At 67.9% G+C, this 19,997-nt stretch carries 18 protein-coding genes; 12 read left to right on the top strand and 6 right to left on the bottom strand.

Annotated elements, in window-relative coordinates; all coding sequences use genetic code 11:
- The first annotated feature begins 107 nt into the window (after nt 1–107).
- Nucleotides 108–1,622: an APC family permease gene (locus ACTWP6_RS14515; RefSeq protein WP_260756609.1), complete on the top strand. Its 1,515-nt coding sequence runs from the start codon at nt 108–110 to the stop codon at nt 1,620–1,622.
- A gap of 23 nt (nt 1,623–1,645) precedes the next feature.
- Here ACTWP6_RS14515 and ACTWP6_RS14510 read toward each other — a convergent pair whose 3' ends face one another.
- The gene (locus tag ACTWP6_RS14510; RefSeq protein ID WP_260756611.1) at nt 1,646–2,383 is read right to left on the bottom strand and encodes a FadR/GntR family transcriptional regulator; all 738 of its coding nucleotides are present in this window, start codon (nt 2,381–2,383) and stop codon (nt 1,646–1,648) included.
- A gap of 208 nt (nt 2,384–2,591) precedes the next feature.
- Between ACTWP6_RS14510 and ACTWP6_RS14505 the strand changes: the two genes are divergently transcribed.
- The 10 genes from ACTWP6_RS14505 (at nt 2,592) to ACTWP6_RS14460 (ending at nt 13,175) form a co-directional block, all read left to right on the top strand.
- Complete coding sequence (locus ACTWP6_RS14505) at nt 2,592–3,323, top strand: SDR family NAD(P)-dependent oxidoreductase (protein WP_260756612.1); 732 nt, start codon at nt 2,592–2,594, stop codon at nt 3,321–3,323.
- Nucleotides 3,317–4,603 carry a DUF1116 domain-containing protein gene (locus ACTWP6_RS14500; RefSeq protein ID WP_443188047.1) on the top strand — a complete coding sequence of 429 codons (1,287 nt, stop codon included), beginning with the start codon at nt 3,317–3,319 and terminating at the stop codon, nt 4,601–4,603. The genes ACTWP6_RS14505 and ACTWP6_RS14500 overlap by 7 nt, the downstream gene beginning before the upstream one ends.
- 8 nt (nt 4,604–4,611) lie before the next feature.
- Entirely contained in the window at nt 4,612–5,379 is a 768-nt protein-coding gene (locus ACTWP6_RS14495) for an SDR family NAD(P)-dependent oxidoreductase (protein ID WP_260756614.1), read from the top strand.
- On the top strand, nt 5,376–6,434 hold the full coding sequence (locus ACTWP6_RS14490; protein ID WP_443188046.1) for a hypothetical protein: 1,059 nt from the start codon (nt 5,376–5,378) through the stop codon (nt 6,432–6,434). The genes ACTWP6_RS14495 and ACTWP6_RS14490 overlap by 4 nt, the downstream gene beginning before the upstream one ends.
- Nucleotides 6,434–7,708: a glutamine synthetase family protein gene (locus tag ACTWP6_RS14485; RefSeq protein ID WP_260756616.1), complete on the top strand. Its 1,275-nt coding sequence runs from the start codon at nt 6,434–6,436 to the stop codon at nt 7,706–7,708. The genes ACTWP6_RS14490 and ACTWP6_RS14485 overlap by 1 nt, the downstream gene beginning before the upstream one ends.
- Nucleotides 7,705–9,081: a glutamine synthetase family protein gene (locus ACTWP6_RS14480; RefSeq protein ID WP_443188045.1), complete on the top strand. Its 1,377-nt coding sequence runs from the start codon at nt 7,705–7,707 to the stop codon at nt 9,079–9,081. The genes ACTWP6_RS14485 and ACTWP6_RS14480 overlap by 4 nt, the downstream gene beginning before the upstream one ends.
- A gap of 49 nt (nt 9,082–9,130) precedes the next feature.
- Complete coding sequence (locus ACTWP6_RS14475; RefSeq protein WP_260756618.1) at nt 9,131–10,069, top strand: alpha/beta hydrolase; 939 nt, start codon at nt 9,131–9,133, stop codon at nt 10,067–10,069.
- Nucleotides 10,066–10,794, top strand: coding sequence for an SDR family NAD(P)-dependent oxidoreductase (locus ACTWP6_RS14470; protein WP_260756619.1), 729 nt, complete (start codon nt 10,066–10,068; stop codon nt 10,792–10,794). The genes ACTWP6_RS14475 and ACTWP6_RS14470 overlap by 4 nt, the downstream gene beginning before the upstream one ends.
- A 113-nt stretch (nt 10,795–10,907) precedes the next feature.
- Complete coding sequence (locus ACTWP6_RS14465; RefSeq protein ID WP_260756621.1) at nt 10,908–12,374, top strand: flavin-containing monooxygenase; 1,467 nt, start codon at nt 10,908–10,910, stop codon at nt 12,372–12,374.
- Between the two features lie 24 nt (nt 12,375–12,398).
- On the top strand, nt 12,399–13,175 hold the full coding sequence (locus ACTWP6_RS14460) for a gamma-glutamyl-gamma-aminobutyrate hydrolase family protein (protein ID WP_260756622.1): 777 nt from the start codon (nt 12,399–12,401) through the stop codon (nt 13,173–13,175).
- Here the strand turns inward: ACTWP6_RS14460 and ACTWP6_RS14455 are convergent.
- The 4 genes from ACTWP6_RS14455 to ACTWP6_RS14440 are packed head-to-tail and all read right to left on the bottom strand — an operon-like array spanning nt 13,070 to nt 17,996.
- A complete protein-coding gene (locus tag ACTWP6_RS14455; protein ID WP_260756623.1) occupies nt 13,070–15,205 on the bottom strand; it encodes a xanthine dehydrogenase family protein molybdopterin-binding subunit in 2,136 nt (711 codons plus the stop codon). The genes ACTWP6_RS14460 and ACTWP6_RS14455 overlap by 106 nt on opposite strands.
- Nucleotides 15,202–16,194: an FAD binding domain-containing protein gene (locus tag ACTWP6_RS14450; protein ID WP_260756626.1), complete on the bottom strand. Its 993-nt coding sequence runs from the start codon at nt 16,192–16,194 to the stop codon at nt 15,202–15,204. Before ACTWP6_RS14450 ends, ACTWP6_RS14455 begins: the two co-directional genes overlap by 4 nt.
- On the bottom strand, nt 16,191–16,712 hold the full coding sequence (locus ACTWP6_RS14445) for a 2Fe-2S iron-sulfur cluster-binding protein (protein WP_443188044.1): 522 nt from the start codon (nt 16,710–16,712) through the stop codon (nt 16,191–16,193). Before ACTWP6_RS14445 ends, ACTWP6_RS14450 begins: the two co-directional genes overlap by 4 nt.
- A gap of 42 nt (nt 16,713–16,754) precedes the next feature.
- On the bottom strand, nt 16,755–17,996 hold the full coding sequence (locus tag ACTWP6_RS14440; RefSeq protein WP_260756630.1) for a YibE/F family protein: 1,242 nt from the start codon (nt 17,994–17,996) through the stop codon (nt 16,755–16,757).
- 59 nt (nt 17,997–18,055) lie between these two features.
- On the opposite strand from ACTWP6_RS14440, the gene ACTWP6_RS14435 reads away from it, so the two are divergent.
- A complete protein-coding gene (locus ACTWP6_RS14435) occupies nt 18,056–18,718 on the top strand; it encodes a DUF4304 domain-containing protein (RefSeq protein WP_260756631.1) in 663 nt (220 codons plus the stop codon).
- Here the strand turns inward: ACTWP6_RS14435 and ACTWP6_RS14430 are convergent.
- On the bottom strand, nt 18,702–19,997 hold the full coding sequence (locus tag ACTWP6_RS14430; RefSeq protein WP_260756632.1) for a pyridoxal phosphate-dependent aminotransferase: 1,296 nt from the start codon (nt 19,995–19,997) through the stop codon (nt 18,702–18,704). The genes ACTWP6_RS14435 and ACTWP6_RS14430 overlap by 17 nt on opposite strands.

Genomic DNA, 19,997 nt, shown 5'->3' with positions numbered 1-19,997 from the left:
CCACAATTGTAAACATTGGTCTATAGGTCTTGTTTTTAGTTCTTTAGGCCCTTACGCTCCTGTCAGTTCAGTGACTCACGTCACCATCGACGAAAGGCAGGCTCTGCATGGCCCTCCGTTCAGACCCCCCGGCGCAGGTCGCCACCCAGGCCGGAGAAGGACACACCCTCAAGCGGGGCGCCATCGGACTGGCCGGTGTGGTGTTCATGGTGGTGGCCTTCTCGGCGCCGATCACCGCGATGACGGGCAACCTGCCGGTGGCCGTCGGTTTCGGGAACGGTCTGGGCGCCCCCGCGGGTTTCGTGATCGCCACCGTCGTGCTCAGCATCTTCAGTATCGGATTCATCGCTCTGGCAAGGCATATCACCGCTGCCGGGGCGTTCTACACGTTCGTCTCCCGCGGATGGTCGAAGATACCGGGCCTGCCCGCCGGGGTGATGTCGATGTTCACCTACATGACGATGGAAGCCGGCCTGATCGGCATCTTCTCCGTGTTCGCAGACCAGGCGATCTCCGCCCAGTTCGGGATCGATCTGCCCTGGCTGGTATATGCCGCGATCGGCGTGATCGTCATCGCCACGCTGTCCCATTGGGACATCTCGGTGGCGGCCAAGGTGCTGGGTGCGGTGCTGGTCGCCGAGATCGTGATGCTGAGCCTGACCGCCACGGCGTCGCTGCTGCATCACCCGGAGGGCATGAGCTGGACCTCGTTGAACCCGGTGAGCGCGCTGAGCACCAACGGAGTCGCCGGCGGCGTGGTGGGTCTGGGTCTGCTGATGGCGTTCTGGTCCTGGGTGGGCTTCGAGTCCACCGCGATCTACGGCGAAGAGTCGAAGAACCCGAAGAAGATCGTCCCGCAGGCCACCATGATCGCCGTCATCGGGATCGGCGTGTTCTATACGTTCATCGCGTGGGGCATGATCGTCGGCAACGGACCCACCAAGGCAGTCGAACTGGCCTCCGGCGCAACACCCTTCGATCTGATCTACGCGCCGACTCAGCAGTACCTGGGCCAGTGGGCGATCGTCGTCTTCGAATGGCTGATGGTCGGGGGTTCATTCGCCTGCGCGCTGGCCATCCACAACTCCGCCGCCCGTTACCTGTTCGCCTTCGGGCGTGACGGGCTGCTGCCTCGTCGCCTGGGTGAGGCGCACCCCAAGCACGCCTCGCCGTATGTCGCGTCGCTGGCCCAGAGCGTGTTCGCCGCGATCGTGCTGATCGTGTGCGCGGCCAGCGGCTCGGACCCCTACGCGGTGTTGTTCGTGCTGGTGGCGATCCTGGCCACGCTGTGCCTGCTGACTGTGCAGACGATGTCGTCGATCGCCACCGTGGTGTACTTCCACGTCAAGAAGCAGCATCCGGAGACCGCCAGCTGGTGGCGCACCCTGGCCGCTCCCATCATCGGCGGTGCCGGCATGGTCTACGTCATCTACCTGATGGCCTCGAACATGTCCGCAGCAGCCGGAACCGCCTCGGACACACTGTTCTTCAAGCTCATTCCGTACATCCTGCTGACCCTGCTGTTCGGGTCGATCGCGCTGGCCCTGTACTGGCGCAAGGCCAAGCCGGAGCTCTACGCCCGCATCGGGTCCACCGTGTTCGACGACAAGCCCGCCGAGTGATGGCCGGCGCCCGCGCCGCAGGATCAGCGCTTGAGCCAGCTTTCCAGCGTGTTCCGGGTGTCGTTGATGTGGGCTTCCATCCGCGACGCGGCCAGCTCGGGCTCGCGGTTCTCGATCGCCTCGAGGATCGATGCGTGGAAGTCGTTGGCATTCGGCTCCAGGCGACCGAAGATGGCGCCCACCGGAAGCCACATGCGGCGGCGGGCATCGCCGACGGCATCGAGCAGGCGGTCGTTCTGGGCCGCTTGCGCGATGCCCATGTGGAAGGCGGTGTCCAGGGTCTGAAACTCGATGGTGCGCTGCGCCGATTGATCCTTCAGGGCCACGTCCAAGGCGGCCTCCATGCCGCCGAGCAGTTTACGCAGGTCGGCCAGGTCGATGGCGCGACGACGGATGGCGGCGAGCCGGGTGGCGCCGGTCTCGACGATGATGCGGTAGTCGAAGGCATCGCGGATGGCCCGCTTGTTGCGGCGTAGCTCGCGGCGCATCTCGGCGGGGTCGACGTGTGGGGCCTGCACTGTGAAGCCGCCACCACGGCCGCGGCGCACCGCAATCAGGCCTTCGCGTTCCAGGACCGCCACCGCGGTGCGGACCGTGGTGCGGGACACGTCGAGCATTTCGGAGAGCTCGCGTTCGGTGGGCAGGCGGTCGCCGGGCCGGAACTGGCCCAGTTCCAGCGCCCGGCGCATCTGGTCCACCACGAGTTCGTGGGCGGGGATCTGGCGGACCGGGCTCAACGCCGGCGGGCGTTCCGCAGTCATGTGGAGCCCCCTTTCGTTTGCCAGCACGGTACCGCATCGGTCCTTGCGGGGGCTTTGCCTCGCCCTTTAGACCAAAGGTTGAACCGGTCGGACGGGCGAGCCGCAACCCGTGGAAATAAAAGAACTAAAAACTTGACCAATAGGGCTTTATCCGTGAAACTGGCGGTCAGACCGTAATCCGAATCACCAGCCGAGAAGGGTTGAGGCGTTGGGAAACAAAGTCATCGTGACCGGGGGAGCCGGGGTCATCGGGCAGGCGATCTGCCGCCGATTGCTGCAGAGCGGGTACGCACCGGTGGCGGCCGACCTCAAGGATGCCGTCGAGGCGGTCGACTTCGGCCGCGATGGCCTGGAGGGCACACTGCCCCTCGTCATGGACGTCACCGATCGGGCCGACGTGGATTCGGCGGTGGCCTCGACGGTCGACGACGGTGAGGCGCTGTTCGGTTTGGTCAACTGTGCAGGCATCCTGAGGGATTCGTTCCTCGGAGAGCTCGACGAGGCCAAGCTCGAGGTGATGTTCCAGGTGAACATCGCCGGCATGGCCCGGGTCACCGACGCGGTGGCGCCGCTGCTCACCGAGGGCAGTGCCATCGTCAACGTCGGCAGCCTGACCGGACACTTCGGCCGCTTCCGCGGAGCCTCCGTGTACGGAGCCACCAAGGCGGGCATCGCCGCCTATACCCGCTACATCGCCGAAGAGCTTGCGCCGCGGTCTATCCGGGTCAACAACGTCGCCCCAGGAGTGATCCGCGCCCCGATGAGCCCGTCGATGGCGCGCGTGTCAGGAGGCGAGGAGATCAGCGCGTCCTATGCGATGCTCAAGCGCATCGGTGAGCCCGAGGAGGTGGCCGAGGCCGTCGAATTCCTGCTCTCCCCGCGGGCCTCGTTCATCACGGCGCAGACCCTGCTGGTGGACGGCGGTGTGGTCGCATGGTGAGCGCCACCGGTCTCGGCACCGATCCCGCCCTCGGCTTCACCTCGGTTGAGGAGGCCAACGCCGTGGCGTTCGAGCGCCTGGACGCCGCCGACCCGTGGGTCGTCGATGTGGCCGCGGCACGCGATGTGCTGCCGGGATACCGCGAGAATCTGGTGCTCACCTCCGGAGCGCCGATGGCGTGGCCGGAGTACACCGGCGGTCAGCGTGAGGCGTTGATCGGCGGTGCACTGTTCGAAGGGCTGGCCCACAGCCGTGAGGACGCGATCGCGGGATTCGCCTCGGGACGCATCGAGGTCGGCGCCTGCCAGGACTACGCGGCCGTCGGATCGCTGGCCGGCATCTACACCGCGTCCATGCCGGTGTTCGTGGTGGAGAACCGCACCCACGGTAACCGGGGGTTCTGCAACTTCTACGAAGGCAAGGAACCGCGCCGGCTGAACTACGGCTGCTACGACGAGGGCGTCCACCAGCGCCTGCTGCACGTCAACACCGTGCTCGCGCCCGTGGTCGGGGAGGCGATCCGCCGTCGCGGCGGCATCGCGCTCAAGCCGCTGATCGCGCGTGCCCTGCGGATGGGCGACGAGGTGCACAGCCGCAACGCCGCGGCGTCGATCTTGTTCAACCGGGAGATCATGCCCGCTGTCCTCGACATGTGCGACGATCGCGTGCCCGGCGTCCGCGAGACGCTGCTCCACCTCGCTGAGAATGACTATTTCTTCCTGAGACTGTCGATGGCCGCGGCCAAGGCCTCTGCCGACGCGATGGTGGTGCCCGGTTCGACGCTCATCTCGGCGATGGCGTTCAGCTGCCGGGGTTTCGCGGTGAAACTCGCCGGGCTCGGCGACGCCTGGTTCGAGGGACCGCCGCCCATCCATCAGGGCAAGCTGTTCCCCGGCCACACCGAAGACGAGATCACCTGGATGGGGGGCGAGTCTCCGATCACCGAGACGGTGGGCCTGGGCGGATTCGCCCAGGCGTGCGCGTTGTCGCTGCAGGAGTATCAGGGCGGGTCGCCCGAGGTGATGATCAAGCGCAACCTCGAGATGTACTCGATCACCCACGGCGAGAACAGCACCTACCGCATCCCGCAGTTCGCCTTCCGGGGTACCCCGACCGGCATCGACGCGCGCAAGGTTCTCTCGACCGGGGTGCTGCCGGTGATGGATGTCGGACTCGCCGGCCGCGATGGGGGACAGATCGGCGCGGGAGTGATCCGCGCGCCGCGGGAGTGCTTCGCCGATGCGCTCGCCGAACACCAGCGCCGCTTCGGCCCGCAATGAGCGCCGGCGTGCCCACTCCCGCCCTGCCGATGACCTTCAGCGGCGGCGACGCGTTGGTCACCGGCGCCGCATCGGGCATCGGCGCGGCGATCGCCCGCACGCTGATGTCGGCGGGCGTGCGCACGATTCGTATGGATCTCCGCGCGCCGCAACCGGATCCCGACTTTCCGGCCGATCTGCAGGCCGGTGTGGAGATCGACGTCCGGGAACCGGACCTGCTGGACCGGCTGACCGCGGCCGGCGTCGAGCCCGACCGCGTGGCCTATCTGGTCAATTGCGCAGGGGTTCTGGACGATACGGGTTTCTCAGGCGTGGATCGCACGATGTGGCTGCGCTGCCTGGAGATCAACCTGATGGGCGCCTACAACACCATCGACGCGCTGACCCCGGTGCTGCGTCTCGCGTCGCGGGCCGCCGTGGTGAACATCAGCTCGATCGAAGCGGGACGCGTGGTGGCCCTCACCAATCCCGATCCGACCCCGCAGTACGCGGCGTCCAAGGCGGCGCTGCAGATGCTGACCCAGACGGCGGCCCGTGCGCTGGCAGGTGACGGGATCCGGGTCAACAGTGTCTCGCCCGGATTCGTCGCCACGCCGATGGCGGCGGCACACGGCGACACCGGCGTACTGCCGTCCGCGCTGGCGTCCCGGGTACCGGCGGGACGCTTCGCCGCCCCCGCCGACATCGCCCACGCCGTCGCCTTCCTGCTCAGCGACCAGGCCGGTTACATCACCGGCAGCGACCTGCGCGTCGACGGAGGTTTCCAGCTCACATGACCGAGACCGAAACCACCACCGTGGTGGCCTATGAAGCGTCGCTGGGACGCCCGGCGCGCGTCGGAAGCTGGGATGAACTGGCCAAGGGCACGTTTCGCATCGCCGTCGAGCACCTCGACCGCGGGAACTGGCAGGCCGCCGCCGAACTGGTCGAGATCTCGGTCGCCGAAGCCGAGGAACTCCGCGACGTGTACGAACGCTGGCCGATGTCGATCCGGCAATGGATCGAATCACGCGGTGTGGCACCCGTTCTCGTCGACGAGGCCGCGTCACGTCTGACTGCCCTGATCGGCGAGCAGGCCATGGGCGGCATCGAAGCGGAGTGGCCGCGGTTCGTCACCGCGGTCGACGAGGCCGCCCACGCCTGTCGCACCCAGCTGCCGACCGCCCCGATGGCGATCGAGACGGCCCGTGCAGTCTGGCAGGGCGTGCACGACCGTGCCGTGGACCGGGTGAGCGGTCTGATCGACATCGCCGTCACCACCGTCGGCGAGCACGCGCTGGGTGATCTGTGGGATGCGCTGATGGCCGACTGGTACGACGTCCACGAGCACCGCTATGCGCTGAGCAACCAACCCTGGGAGACCTCTGCCCACCAGCTCATGATCGCGATCGTCGACGGCTTCCACGCCCACCTGGCCGGCACCGGGCGGCAGGGGGACATCGAGATCATCACGGAGCCCACCCGGGTCGGATTCCGCTTCGCCCCATGCGGATCAGGCGGGCGTAGCCTGGATGCGCGCATCACCGACGGCGCCCCCAGGGCCGGTGGCCCGTTCGGATTCGCCGTGACCACCGCGCGCCACGACTGGGCGTGGAACACCGTCGGCATCTGCAGCTACTGCGTGCACTGCTGCCTGCTCAACGAGGTGATGCCGATCGACCGGCTGGGCTTCCCCACCCGCGTGATCGACGCGCCGACCTGGAACCCGGACGCCCCGGTCACCGAATGCACCTGGTGGGTATACCGCGACCCCGCCGACGTTCCCGACCACGTGTACGAGCGCGTGGGGCGCAGCCCCTCCCGCAGGCCGACCCGACGAGGAGACGTGTGATGCCGGTGGCGATGACACAACTCGAGGTGCCCGACTACGATCTGGGAATCCGGGGAAAGCTGGTCCGCACCGAGAAGACGATGAACCCGGCGGGCTTGGCGTTCTGCACCATCCTCTACGGCCTGTCGGTCGTCGACGAGGTCACCGACACCCCCGCCAGCAACGCCGCCAACGGATATCCCGACGCACGGCTCACGCCTGACGAATCGACCCGCGTCGAGTTGACGTGGCGCCCGGGCACCGAGGCCGTCATCGCCGACATGGTGGGCGCTGACGGCGCGCCGGTCGAAATGTCACCGCGCAACTGCCTGCGCGCGCTCGTCGAGCGCTACGCCGACCGCGGCCTGGAACCGGTGCTGGGGTTCGAGTACGAGTTCTGGTTGTTCCAGGACGGCCCGGCCGGAGCCGACGCGCGCTCGCCGCTGGGCTCCACCGAGAACGCCTACTCGCTGACCAGGGTCTCCCAATCGCACAGCCTGGCCGCCGAATTCATCGATCGCATGCATGCGGTCGGCGTCGAGATCGAGATGTTCCACACCGAACTCGGGCCCGGCTTCTTCGAGTTCACCATGGCTCCGGCTCCGGCGTGCCGGGCCGCCGACGCCGCGGTCCGCGCCCGACAGTATCTGCGCGACCTGTGTGCCGAGCGCGGTTTGCATGCCAGCTTCATGGCAAAACCGTTCGGCGACAAGTCCGGTGCCGGCGGTCACGTCCACTCGAGCCTCACCCGTGACGGCGCCAACATCTTCACCGACGGCCCCGGCCGGCTCTCCGCCGACGCCACCCACTACCTGGCGGGCCTGCTCGCCGGCATGGCCGACACCACCGCCCTGTTCAACCCGTACGTGAACTCCTACAAGCGCATCGACCCGGAGATGTTCACCCCGACCGCGGCGACCTACGGCTACGACGACCGCAGCGCGGCATGCCGGTTGATCCTCGATCACGCGAAATCCGCCCGGGTGGAGCATCGCCGACCGGGAGCCGACACTAGTCCGTATCTGGCGGCGTCGGCACTGCTGGCCGCGGGTCTGCACGGCCTGGAGAACGAACTCGGGTTACCGGACAGCGGTGACGGCCCGGCGCCACTGCCCGGTGACCTGTCCACGGCGCTGGACGCTTTCGAGCACTCGGCGTGGCTGCCCGACCTGCTCGGCAAGGCGTTCTGCTCGTCCTTCGCCGCCACCCGCCGTGCCGAAGCCGATCGCTATGCGCAGTGGCTGCGCACCACCATCACGTCCTGGGAACTCACCCGCCACCTGGAGCATCAATGACCGACGAATCAACCCGCCTCGACCTCGACCAGTTCGAGAAGCTCGCCGCGACCGGAGAGATCAACACCGTAGTCTGCGCCACCCCCGACCCCTACGGTCGCCTCGTCGGCAAGCGGCTGACGATCCCGGCGTTCCGGTCGCTGGGGCTGCGCGGTGCGGGGATCAACGCCAGCAGCTTCATCTTCGCGGTCGACCTGGAGATGAACCCTCTGGATCTGCCGGTGTCCAATGCGGCCAACGGCTGGGCCGACATCCGCCTTGTCCCCGACCTGACCACGCTGCGGCGGGTGCCCTGGGAGCCGCACGTCGCGCTGGTCATCTGTGACGCCTACGAATCGCAGTCCGACACCATGCTGTCGGTCGCGCCGCGCACCATCCTGCGGCAGCAGATCGAGCGGGCGCGCGAACAGGGCCTGGCGTTCAAGTTCGCCTCCGAACTGGAGTTCTTCCTTGCCGCCACCCCGCCCCGGCAGGCCTGGGAGCTCGGCTACCAGAACCTGAAGATGTTGTCGGACTACCGCTCCGACTACCAGATGATCCAGTCGAGCCGTGACGACTGGTTCATCGAACGGATCCGCAACCAGATGCCCGATTTCGGTGTCTGCATCGAGTCCTCGAAACCGGAGTGGGGGCTCGGTCAGCAGGAAGTCACCCTCGACTACTGCGACACGCTGGAGATGGCCGACCGGCACGTGCTGTTCAAGTACGGGGTCAAGCAACTCGCCCACGCCGCGGACCTGACGGTGACGTTCATGGCGAAACCGAAGATCGACGAGGTGGGTTCGTCCTGCCATCTGCACGTCAGCATGTGGTCCTGTGACGGCCTGCCGCTGAGCTGGTCGGCGGAGACCGTCGGGATGTCCGGGAAGTTCGGGTCGTTCGTGGCCGGTCAGCTGAGCCACGCCGCCGACATGACACTGCTTCTGGCGCCGACGGTCAACTCCTACAAGCGGTTTCAGCCCGACCAGTTCGCCGGCACTGCCATAGCGCTCGGAGCGGACAACCGTTCGTGCGCGTTCCGGCTGGTGGGCACCGGCCCGTCGTTCCGGGTCGAGAACCGTATCCCCGGCGGAGACGTCAACCCGTACTACGCGTACTCGGCCACCATCGCCGCCGGACTCGACGGCATCGCCCGTGAGCTGCCCGCGCCGGACATCTTCGACGGTAACGCCTGGACCGGTACCGACGTGCCGGTCGTCCCGACCTCGCTGCATCAGGCGCTGCGCCTGTTCGAGGAGTGCAAGATGGCACGCGCGGCGTTGGGCGACGACGTGTTCGAACACCTGCTGTCGTCATCCCGCAGTGAACTGGTCGCGTTCGACTCCCACACCGTCACCGACTGGGAGATGCGCCGCTACTACGAACGCGTCTGACCCCTACCGTTCGTTCTGTTTCCCCGCAACACGTTTCACAGGAGTTCCGATGCCCATCGACCCCATCGCCCAGAAGATGCTCGCCGATGCCAAGAAGTCCGGGCGCCCCAACGCGCACCTGCTGCCGGTGCCCACGGCCCGGCAGAACTTCGAGGACACCTTCGGGGCGCTGGCGAAGCCGCCGATCCACCGCGTCAGGGACGTGGCGATCCCGACCCGTGACGGCCAGAGCATTCCCGGCCGGTTGTACCTGCCGTCGGAAGACGCCGCCGCGTTGCCGCTGACCGTGTACTACCACGGCGGCGGTTGGCTGCTGGGCAGCATCGACTCCCACGACGTGGCGACCCGTCTGCTGGCCAACGCGTCGGGCAGCGCGGTGCTCTCCGTCGGGTACCGCCGGGGCCCGGAGTCGCGATTCCCGACCGCGGTCCATGATGCGATCGACGCGCTGAATTGGGCGGCCGACCCGGCCTCGGGCCTGGGAGTGGACACCACCCGGCTGGCCGTCGCGGGCGACAGCGCGGGCGGGAACCTCGCCGGCGCCGTCGCATTGCACGTCCGTGACACCGGCGCGCCGGCGCTGCGCCACCAGCTGCTGGTGTACCCGGTGACCATGACGGATCTGACGCGCGGCTTCGACGACGAGTACCAGGGCGTGATGCTCGAACGTGACGAGATGCAATGGCACCAGGACAATTACCTGCCAAGCAGCGACGCCGCCGCCGATCCCCGGGTGAGCATTCTCGATGCCGACCTGGACGGCCTGCCCGCGGCCACGGTGATCCTCGCCGAATGTGACCCGATCCGTCCGCAGGGCGAGCTCTACGCCGAGGCGCTCGCCGAGGCCGGTGTGCCAACGGCCACCCATCGGACCCCGGGCATGGTGCACGGGTTCTTCGGTCTCGACGAGGTGTTCCCGACAGCCTCCGATGCGATGACTTTCGCCGGGCGGCGGCTGTCGGAGGCGCTGGCGGTGCAGCAGCGATGACCCGCACCGCGTTGGTGACGGGTGCCGGCGGCGGGATCGGCGCCGCGACGGTGGCGCGCCTGGCCGCGGACGGCGTTCACGTCCTCGCCACCGACCTCGCAGCGGCCCTGCCCGGGCTCCCCTCGGACGTCGAGTACGTCCCGTACGACCTCCTCCACGGAGACCCCCAGGAACTGCTGGCCGCGGTACCCGGCGGCGCGCTCGACTACCTGGTGAACGCCGCCGGAGTGGCGCTCTTCGACCGAGACGGATCCAGCCTCGACGCCGAGGAGTCCGTCTGGGAACTGACCATGGGGGTCAACCTGCACGGAACACGGCGGCTCACCGTCGCCGCGGTGCCGTGGCTGCGGGCCGGCCATGGCAGGAGCATCGTCAACGTCGCGAGCATCGCCGGCCTGCGCAACATGGATTCACCGTTGGACGCGTATCAGGTGAGCAAGGCCGCGGTGGTCTCGCTGACCCGCAGCCTCGCGCTGCAGCTCGCGCCGGAGGGTATCCGCGCCAACACCGTGTGCCCGGGCGCGATCCTGACTCCGATGATCGAGCCGCTGTACCGCGAGAACCCCGCGCGGCGCACCAACATGGAGGAGCGGACCCCGTTGGGCCGCCTGGGTTTTCCAGCCGACATTGCCAACGCCATCCGCTTCCTGCTCTCGGAGGAAGCATCGTTCATCACCGCCACCGACCTGGTGGTCGACGGCGGTTGGATCGCCCAGACCAAGTAGACAGACCGGCCGGCGGGCCGCTATTGACACCGACATTAATGGTCTAAATACTGAACCTATAGAGCTTTTGAGATTGCATCGCCCATCCGGGCACGAGCGAGGAGACAGCACCGATGACCGCAACCGTCCCAGCCCCACGCGTGGCGATCATCGGTGCCGGGTTCAGCGGCCTGGCCGCCGCGATCGCGCTGCGCCAGAAAGGTATCGAGAACTTCGTCATCTTCGAGCAGGGCGAGGGGATCGGCGGCACCTGGTGGTTCAACCGCTACCCGGGCGCGGAGGTGGACCTCGAGTCGCACGTGTACTCGTTCTCCTACGCGCGCAGCGACTGGACCCGCACCCACGTGGGCTGGCAGGAACTGCAGGAGTATCTGGAACGGGTGGCCCACGAGTGGGACCTGCCCCGGCGGATCAGGTTCAGCGAGAAGGTCATCGACGTCCGTTGGTCCGACGAGGATCAGACCCACACGGTCTCGACGTCCTCCGGCACGGACCACGGGAAGTTCACCGCGGTCATCAGCGCCGTGGGGTTCCTCAACATCCCGGTCGTTCCACCGTTCGCCCGCGAGGAACACGAGTTCGGGGGCGCGATGTGCCACACCTCGGCGTGGATCGACGGCCTGGACCTCACCGGCAAGTCCGTCGGCATCGTCGGCACCGGATCCTCGGCGGTCCAGGTGGTCACCGAGGCAGAGAAGGTCGCCGAAGACGTGACGATCTTCCAGCTCGAGCCCAACTGGCTGGTGCCCAAGAACAGTCGCGACTTCACGCCGCTGGAGCGCCGACTCAACAGACTGCGCGCGGTCTACGCGTGGCGCCGGTGGGCGCTGTATTTCGACTATGACCGCAGGCAGCTGCGGTCGAGTCACGCCCGCAGCACCGGAAGGTTCCACAGGCGGCGGCACCAAGCTTCGCTGGAGTTCATGCGGCGAGAGCTCGCCGGGCGTCCTGATCTTCTCGAAAAGGTCACGCCCACATTTGCTTTCGAGGGAAAGCGCACCGTGTGCAGCGACACCTACTATGCGTCACTGCGCAGCCCCAAGGTGACACTGGTGCCTCACGCGCTCAAAGGCCTCACCCGCACCGGCGCCATCGACGCCAACGGCGACGAACACAATCTCGACGTCATCGTCCTGGCCACCGGTTTCGACGCCGCGAACTACTTGGGCAACTACCAGGTCTACGGCCAGGGCGGGCAGGAGCTGCACAGTGCGTGGCGCGGAGAGCCGGAGGCATTCCTCGGCATGATGGTGCCCGGCTTCCCGAACTTCTTCATCATGTACGGGCCCAACACCAACTCCGTACCGCTGGTCCATTTCTACGAGGCGCAAGCCGACTTCGCCGCCTCCCTCATCCGCCGCGCCGCGAAGACCGGCAGCCGCGTCATCGACGTGCGCCGATCGGCCTTCGTCATCTACAACGACTGGCTGCAGGCCCAGCTCGCCAAGACGGTCTGGGCCAAGACCCACAACTATTTCCGTGCCGGAACCGGCAAGGTCGTCTCGCAGTGGCCCTTCGGTGCGACGCCGTACATCCTGGCGACCAAGCTGCTGCGCAGGATCGCCGTCCGGTTGAGCTGACGCAGGCCCCGACGAGGAAAACCCATGACCGCGAAACCCCTGATTGCCGTCACCCTCAACGCCACCGAACTCGACCGGATGGTGCACTGGCGCAAGATGTTCGACGGCCTGCAAACCGTCGGAGCGATACCGATGGCGGTCGAGTGCGCGAGCTCGATCGTCGACATCGCACACACCGTCGGGACCGTCGACGGGCTGATCATCAGCGGCGGCGGAGACGTGGATCCGCGCCGATGGGGAGGAGACCCCGAGGATCCGACACTGACCTGGGTGAACCCGGTCCGCGACGAGAACGAGATCGCGGCGTTCGAAGCCGCCTGGCAACTGGGTCTCCCCACATTGGCGATCTGCCGTGGCGCCCAACTCGTCACCGCCGCCCGCGGCGGCGCGCTCTATGCGGATCTGCCCCGCGATTTCCCCTCGCCGATCGCGCACCGTCTGGGGGAGGAGGCCCTGCTCGAGACCGCGCACGACGTCGAGCTCGTCGAAGGCGGCCGCATCGCGCGGTGGACGCAGGCCGGCTCCCGCATGAAGGTCAACAGCCAGCACCACCAAGGGGTGCGCCGGTTGGCCGAGGGCTTCACCGCTGCCGCGTACGCCCCCGACGGTTTGGTGGAAGCCTTCGAGTCCCCCGACCACCCGTTCACCGCGGTGCAGTGGCATCCCGAAGTCAACTGGGGGTCGTGCGAGTTCTCCTACCGCATCCTCGATGGCTTCGTCGAGTCGTGCAGGGAGAGGCGGGCCAGCACCTTGTCCAGCGTGACGGGCAGGCCGCGCACCCGGACCCCGGTGGCGTTGTAGACCGCGTTGACGACCGCCGCGGCCGAGCCGACGATGCCGATCTCCCCGGCGCCGCGCGAACCCATCGGGTTGAAATGCTCGTCGACCTCGTCGAGCCAGATGGCGTCGATGTCCTGCACATCCGCGTGCGCGCTGATGTGATAGTTCGCCAGGTCTTGGGTCACGACATGCCCGAAGCGTGGATCGCGCACGCTCTCCTCGTGCAACGCCATCGACAGACCCATCGTCATGCCGCCGATCAGCTGCGAGCGCAGCGTCAGCGCGTTGATCGCCCGGCCGACCGAGAACACCCCGAGCATGCGCGGCACGCGGATCTCGCCGGTGTCCCGGTTGACGCGCGCCTCGACGAAGTGCGCGCCGAACGACGCCACGGTGTACGCGTCGGCATCCGGGTTCTCGGCCGACTCCGCGGTGGTGGTGGCCCCGACCGCGGGCGGATCACCGTGGTCACGCCGGAACTGTTGGGCCGCAGCGACGATCGCCGACCCCCAGGACGTGATGCCCGACGATCCGCCCGCCACCGACGCCGGCGGCAGAGCGGTGTCACCGATGTGCAGATCGACCGCCGCCAGGTCGCATGCCAGTGCATCCGCCGCGATCTGGGACAGCGCCGTCCACGTTCCGGTGCCGATGTCCGCCGCGCCGATGTGCACCTCGTAGCGGCCGTCGGCGGCGTAGGTGATGCGAGCCGCGTTGCCCGGCATCGCCATCCCCGGGTAGGTCGCCGACGCCACCCCGAGGCCCGTGAACCATTCGCCGACAAACCTGTTGCCGGGGTGCGGATCACGCGCCGCCCATCCGAAACGCTCGGCGCCGAGCCGCAGGCACTCCACCAGATGCCGACCCGACCAGGGCTTACCCGTCTCGGGATCGACCTCGGGATCGTTGCGGATCCGCAGTTCGATCGGGTCGATGCCGGCGGCCACCGCGAGCTCGTCCATCGCCACCTCGGCGGCGAACGTGCCGGGGCACTCGCCCGGGGCCCGCATCCAGAACGGGACCGGCACGTCGAGCGCGGCCAGCCGGTGCGATGTCCGGCGGTTCGGCGACGCGTACATCTTGCGTGACGTCACCGCTGTCTGCTCGGCGTATTCTTTGACCGCCGAGGTCTGTTCGATGACATCATGGGCAAGGGCGGTCAGGCGTCCGTCCCGTTCCGCACCAAGGCGCAACCGCTGGATGGTCGGCGTGCGGTAGCCGACGAGCGAGAACATCTGCTGGCGGGTCAGTGCCAGCTTCACCGGGCGTCCGTCGGACCGCTGCGCGGCGAGCAGCGTCAGCACGTTGTGGGCGTGGGGCGCGCCCTTGGAACCGAACCCACCGCCCACATGCGGCGCCACCACGTGTACGTGCTCGGGATCCAACCCGAACAGCGGCGCGAGCGTCTTGCGCACCGCGTGCACTCCCTGCGTGGAGTCGTACAGAGTGACCGACGTGGCGCCGCCGTCGGTGCTCCAGCGTGCGATGCAAGCGTGCGGCTCCATCGGGTTGTTGTGCTCGATGGGTGTGGTGTACGTCTGGTCGACGGTGAACTGGGCGGCTTCGAGCGCCGCGTCGACGTCCCCCTCGGCCGTGTCCGACGGATACGACGCGTTCACCGACTCCGGGGTGTAGAGGCCGGGATGATCCGGGCGCAGCTCGGCGTCATGGGGTTCTTCGCTGTACTCCACCGCCACCAACGCGGCTGCCTCACGGGCGATCTCGGCGGTCTCGGCGACCACGCCGCCGATGATCTGACCGCGGAAATGCACCCGCGCGTCCTGCAGTATCGCCAATTCGCCATCGGAAGTGTCGGCCAGCTCCGGCGCGTCGAACACCGTCAGCACATCCAGAACACCGTCGACGGCACGGGCCGAAGCGATCTCCATCGCGATGACGCGCCCGCGTGCGGCGGTGGACTGCACCGGATGCAGATAGGCCGGACTGTCGACCTGCTGTTCGAACGCGTACGTGGCGGTGCCGGTGACCTTCGCCCGCCCGTCCCGGCGCGCGACGGAGGCGCCGATTGCCCGCGGCTGCAGCAGCGTCATCGCCGGCCTCGCTCGGTCAGCATGCGCAGCTGCGCGATCAGCGCACGCCGGGTCAGCTCCACCTTGAACTCGTTGCCGGGCAACGGTTCGGCCGGTGCGAGTTCGGCATCGGCGGCCGCCGCGAACGCATCCTCGGACGCGAGCGCGCCGTTGAGCATCTCTTCGGCGTGCCGAGCCCGCCACGGCTTGTGCGCGACACCGCCGAGCGCGATCCGCGCGGTCGCGATGGCCTCGCCGACGAAGCTGAGTTCGGCGGCCACCGACACCAGGGCGAACGCGAACGAGGCCCGGTCACGCACCTTGCGATAGTCGGACACCGCGTTCGCAGGGGCGGGCGGGAGTTCGACCGCGGTGATGAGCTCACCGTGCTCGAGGACGGTGTCGCGGTGCGGTTCGTCTCCGGGCAGGCGGTAGAACTCGCCGGCCGGGATGCAACGCGGTCCCTCGGTGCCCTCGACCACGATCTGGGCGTCCAGGGCGCTCATGGCGACCGCCATGTCGGACGGATGGGTGGCGACGCAGTTCGGTGACGCGCCGAGGATGGCGTGGTAGCGCACGTAGCCGCCGATCGCCGAGCAGCCGCTGCCGGGGACCCGCTTGTTGCATGGTGTGGTGACGTCCTGGAAGTACACACACCTGGTGCGCTGCAACAGGTTACCGGCGGTGGTCGCTGCGTTGCGCAACTGCCCGGACGCGCCGGAGAGCAACGCACGAGTCAGCATCGGGTAGTGCGACCGGATCACCGGATGGGCGGCGAGCTCGCTGTTGCGCACGTTGGCGCCGATGCTGACGCCGCCGTCGTCGGTGGCGCTGACCTCCGCGAGCTCCAGGCGGCTGACGTCGACGAGCAGATCCGGTTCGGCCACACCGAGTTTCATGTGATCGACGAGGTTGGTGCCGCCAGCCAGGTAGACCGCGCCCGGATGCCGGGCCAGTGTGGCCACCGCGTCGGCCGGGCTGGTGGCGAGGTGGTAGTCGAAAGGCTTCACCGGACCGCCGCCTTCTCGATGGCGGCGACGATGTTCGGGTAGGCCGCGCAGCGGCACAGGTTTCCGCTCATCCGCTCACGGATCTCGGCGTCGGTGAGCTCCGGAGACGCCTCCAGGTCGTCGGTGACGAAGCTCGGGGCACCGGACTTGGCCTCGTCGAGCATGCCGACGGCCGAGCAGATCTGGCCGGGAGTGCAGTACCCGCACTGGAAGGCGTCTTCCTCGTGGAACGCCTGCGCCACCGGGTGGAGCTCGTCGCCGGTGCCGAGTCCCGCCGCGGTGGTGACTCGCGCTCCGTCGACCGCCACCGCGAACGTCAGGCAGCTGACCACCCGGCGTCCGTCGACCAGCACGGTGCACGAGCCGCACTGCCCGTGGTCGCACCCCTTCTTCGGCGCGGTCGCCTGAAGCCTCTCCCGCAGCATGTCCAACAGCGTCACGCGATGGTCGACAGTCACCGCGCTCCGATGACCGTCGACCTCCAAAGTCACTTCAGAGGTGTATTGAGGCTGGGTCACGTGCGCCCGTGTACCCGACGGCTTACCGGCCAAACGCCGCCGTCAACGCCCGGCTGGTTGCGGGGTGGCCAGCAACGCCGCGATGCCGGTGGTCAATGGCACCGACAACGCCAACGCGATTCCACCGACCGCCGAGCGGGCGACTTCGATCGCGACGCTCTCGCTGGTCAGCACGTCGCCCAGCGAGCGGTTCGCGACGCTGAACAACAACAGCAGCGGCAGGGCACTGCCCGCGTAGGCGAGCACCAGCGTGTAGACCGTGGAGGCGATGTGGTCGCGTCCGACCCGCATCGCGCCGACGAAGACGTCGCGCCGGCCCGCACCGTTGCCGAGCGCGGCGAGTTCGAAGGCCGTGGATGCCTGGGTGACCGTCACGTCGTTGAGCACGCCGAGGGAGCCGATGATGAAGCCGGCCAGCAGCAGCCCGGTGATCGACACATTGCCCAGATACGCCGCGACCTCGTTGTTCTGGTCTTCCGACAGTCCGGTCAGATGCGCCAATTCGATTGCCGCCCAGGACAGTACCGCGGCCAGCAGCAGCGACGCCAGCGTCCCGAGCAGCGCGGCGCTGGTACGCAGGCTGACTCCGTGGGCCAGGTAGATGACCGCGTACAGGATCGCCGACGACGCCACCAACGCCACCGGCACGGCCGGGGCGCCGTCGCGCAGCGCCGGCAACAGGAACACCACCAGCACGCCGAAGGCGACCACGATGCCGACCAGGGCTCGCAGGCCCCGCCACCGGGCCACCGCCACGATCACGATCGCGAACGCCACCGCCAGCGCGGTCAGCGGCCAAGTGCGCTCGTAGTCGTAGAACGCGTAGGTGGTGCTGCCGGTGGCATCGACCTGCCTGCTGATGCGGATGTCGTCCCCGACGGCCAGGACCGGCTGGCCGGGCCCGCCGCTGAACTCCAGCAGCGTGTTGGCGCCGCGGTTGGGGCCGGAATCGATGCGCACCAGCGTCTGCACACAGGCCGCGCGGTCGCCCTCGGCGGGTATCGGATCAGAGGTCAGCACCGCGCCCGCCGACGGGCTGCCGCACACCGCGGCGCTGCTGGACAGCACGTGCCCGGACTCGGTGGTGACCGCCCCGCCCGCGGCGTTCTGGAACGGCAGCGGGATGTCGGCCTTCTCCCCGGTCGGCCACAACAGGGCACCGCCGATCAGCGTCGCGATCCCGATCGCGACGAGCAGACCGACCACGATCCTGGCCGCCAGCGGACCCAGCGGTGACGGGCCGTTCAGCGAGTGCGAGTGCGGGTGCGGGTGCGCGTGAGACACCCGACCAGCCTAGGAAATTGCCGCGCGGACGCTTCGACGGCCGGCCTTAGCCTGAGTGCATGGTCGAAAGGGAGGTCGAGCGGGCGCGGTTGAGACGGTCGTTCGAGGCGATGTTGTCCGGGGCGGTCGGCGCGTTTCTGTTGGAACGGGGATTCGAAAGGTCGGGCCACGACTTCGAACGCCCCCGAGGCCCGCTGCGCGACAGGATCAATTTTCAGAACAACTGGCACAACGGCGTGACCCGGTGGCACGGGTTCTTCGTCAACGTCGGGATGGGTTCGGGGGAGGTCGACGCCGCCTGCCCGGGGCATGAGCATCAACTGCACCCGCCTCAGAGTTTGCTCCTGAACCGCCGCTGGGAGGCGCTGGCGCCCGGAGCGCCCTACGAACTGCGGTTCGACCGCAGCACGGACATGGACGGGTTCGCCGACGGGGTGTGCGCGGATCTGGGCCGAACGCTGTCGGCGATGGAAAGTATCCAAACCACACCGCATTTGGTCGAGTACGCCGTCGAGAACAATCTGCTGATCGCCTATGAGAGCACCTGCTGTTACCTCGCGGCCACCGGTGACATGGACACCCTGACCCGCTATGTCGCGCTGTTGCACCGTGTGTTCGGGCGTCAGGAGCGATGGTCGATCTTCAGCAGGAACATCAGGGAGGCGGTGGGCCCACGCGCGTCGGTACTGTCGGCGCGCGGGCTGCTCACTGCCGGTAGCTGACCAGGAAGTTGCCCAGCCGCTCGATGGCGGCGGCCAGATCACGGGCCCATGGCAGTGTCACGATGCGCAGGTGATCCGGTGTGGGCCAGTTGAATCCGGTGCCTTGGGTGACCAGTATCTTCTCCTGCAGCAACAGGTCGAGGACCAGCTGTTCGTCGTCCTCGACGTCGTAGACCTCCGGATCCAGCCGCGGGAACGCGTACAGCGCCCCCTTGGGTTTGGTGCAGGACACCCCGGGGATCTCGTTGAGCTTCTCCCAGGCGACGTCGCGCTGCTCGAGCAGCCGGCCACCCGGCAGCACCAGATCGTCGATGCTCTGATGTCCGCCCAGTGCGACCTGAATCGCGTGCTGGGCAGGCACATTCGGGCACAGCCGCATGTTGGCCAGCAGGTTGATGCCCTCGATGAAGCTGCTCGCGTGTTCCTTGGGGCCGGTGATCACCAGCCAGCCGGAGCGGTAGCCCGCGACGCGGTAGGCCTTCGACAATCCGTTGAACGTCAGCGTGAGCAGATCCGGGGCCAGGCTGGCCAGGCTGATGTGCTTGGCGTCGTCGTAGAGGATCTTGTCGTAGATCTCGTCGGCCAGCAGGAGCAGCTGATGCTTGCGGGCGAGTTCGACCATCTGCTCGAGGATTTCGCGGCTGTACACCGCGCCGGTCGGGTTGTTCGGATTGATCACCACCAGCGCCTTGGTGCGCTCGGTGATCTTGGACTCCAGGTCGGCGATGTCGGGGTTCCAGTCCTGCGTCTCGTCGCACAGGTAGTGCACCGGGGTGCCGCCGGCCAGCGCGGTCGACGCCGTCCACAGCGGGTAGTCCGGGGCCGGGATCAGCACCTGGTCGCCGTTGTCGAGCAGCGCCTGCAGCGTCATGGTGATCAGCTCGGAGACGCCGTTGCCGAGGAAGACGTCCTCGATGTCGAAGCGCGGGAAGCCGTCGACGAGCTCGTATCGGGTGAACACCGCGCGGCGGGCGCTGACGATGCCCTTGGAGTCGGAGTAGCCCTGCGCGTAGGGCAGCGCGGCGATGATGTCGCGCATGATCACATCGGGGGCCTCGAACCCGAAGGGGGCCGGGTTGCCGATGTTGAGCTTCAGGATCCGGTGGCCCTCGGCCTCCAGACGGGAGGCGTGCTCGTGGATCGGGCCGCGGATCTCGTACAGAACGTCCTGCAGCTTGCTCGACTGGGTGAACTCACGCTGGCGCGCATGCTGGCCACTGGCCGTGTGCCACGGCGCCTGATGGGTACTCACGACGATCAGTCTCCCACGGGTGTCCAA

Source organism: Mycobacterium sp. 4D054, assembly GCF_052245755.1.
In the GTDB taxonomy this organism is placed as follows: domain Bacteria; phylum Actinomycetota; class Actinomycetes; order Mycobacteriales; family Mycobacteriaceae; genus Mycobacterium.
This window is presented reverse-complemented; position numbering and strand designations above follow the sequence as displayed.

Bases quoted from the DNA above. Each gene is read 5' to 3' on its own strand.
- ACTWP6_RS14435 (WP_260756631.1), top strand. From the start codon at position 18,056: ATGGTCGAAAGGGAGGTCGAGCGGGCGCGGTTGAGACGGTCGTTCGAG.
- ACTWP6_RS14475 (WP_260756618.1), top strand. From the start codon at position 9,131: ATGCCCATCGACCCCATCGCCCAGAAGATGCTCGCCGATGCCAAGAAG.
- ACTWP6_RS14515 (WP_260756609.1), top strand. From the start codon at position 108: ATGGCCCTCCGTTCAGACCCCCCGGCGCAGGTCGCCACCCAGGCCGGA.
- ACTWP6_RS14470 (WP_260756619.1), top strand. From the start codon at position 10,066: ATGACCCGCACCGCGTTGGTGACGGGTGCCGGCGGCGGGATCGGCGCC.
- ACTWP6_RS14465 (WP_260756621.1), top strand. From the start codon at position 10,908: ATGACCGCAACCGTCCCAGCCCCACGCGTGGCGATCATCGGTGCCGGG.
- ACTWP6_RS14510 (WP_260756611.1), bottom strand. From the start codon at position 2,383: ATGACTGCGGAACGCCCGCCGGCGTTGAGCCCGGTCCGCCAGATCCCC.
- ACTWP6_RS14500 (WP_443188047.1), top strand. From the start codon at position 3,317: ATGGTGAGCGCCACCGGTCTCGGCACCGATCCCGCCCTCGGCTTCACC.
- ACTWP6_RS14455 (WP_260756623.1), bottom strand. From the start codon at position 15,205: ATGACGCTGCTGCAGCCGCGGGCAATCGGCGCCTCCGTCGCGCGCCGG.
- ACTWP6_RS14480 (WP_443188045.1), top strand. From the start codon at position 7,705: ATGACCGACGAATCAACCCGCCTCGACCTCGACCAGTTCGAGAAGCTC.
- ACTWP6_RS14485 (WP_260756616.1), top strand. From the start codon at position 6,434: ATGCCGGTGGCGATGACACAACTCGAGGTGCCCGACTACGATCTGGGA.
- ACTWP6_RS14490 (WP_443188046.1), top strand. From the start codon at position 5,376: ATGACCGAGACCGAAACCACCACCGTGGTGGCCTATGAAGCGTCGCTG.
- ACTWP6_RS14460 (WP_260756622.1), top strand. From the start codon at position 12,399: ATGACCGCGAAACCCCTGATTGCCGTCACCCTCAACGCCACCGAACTC.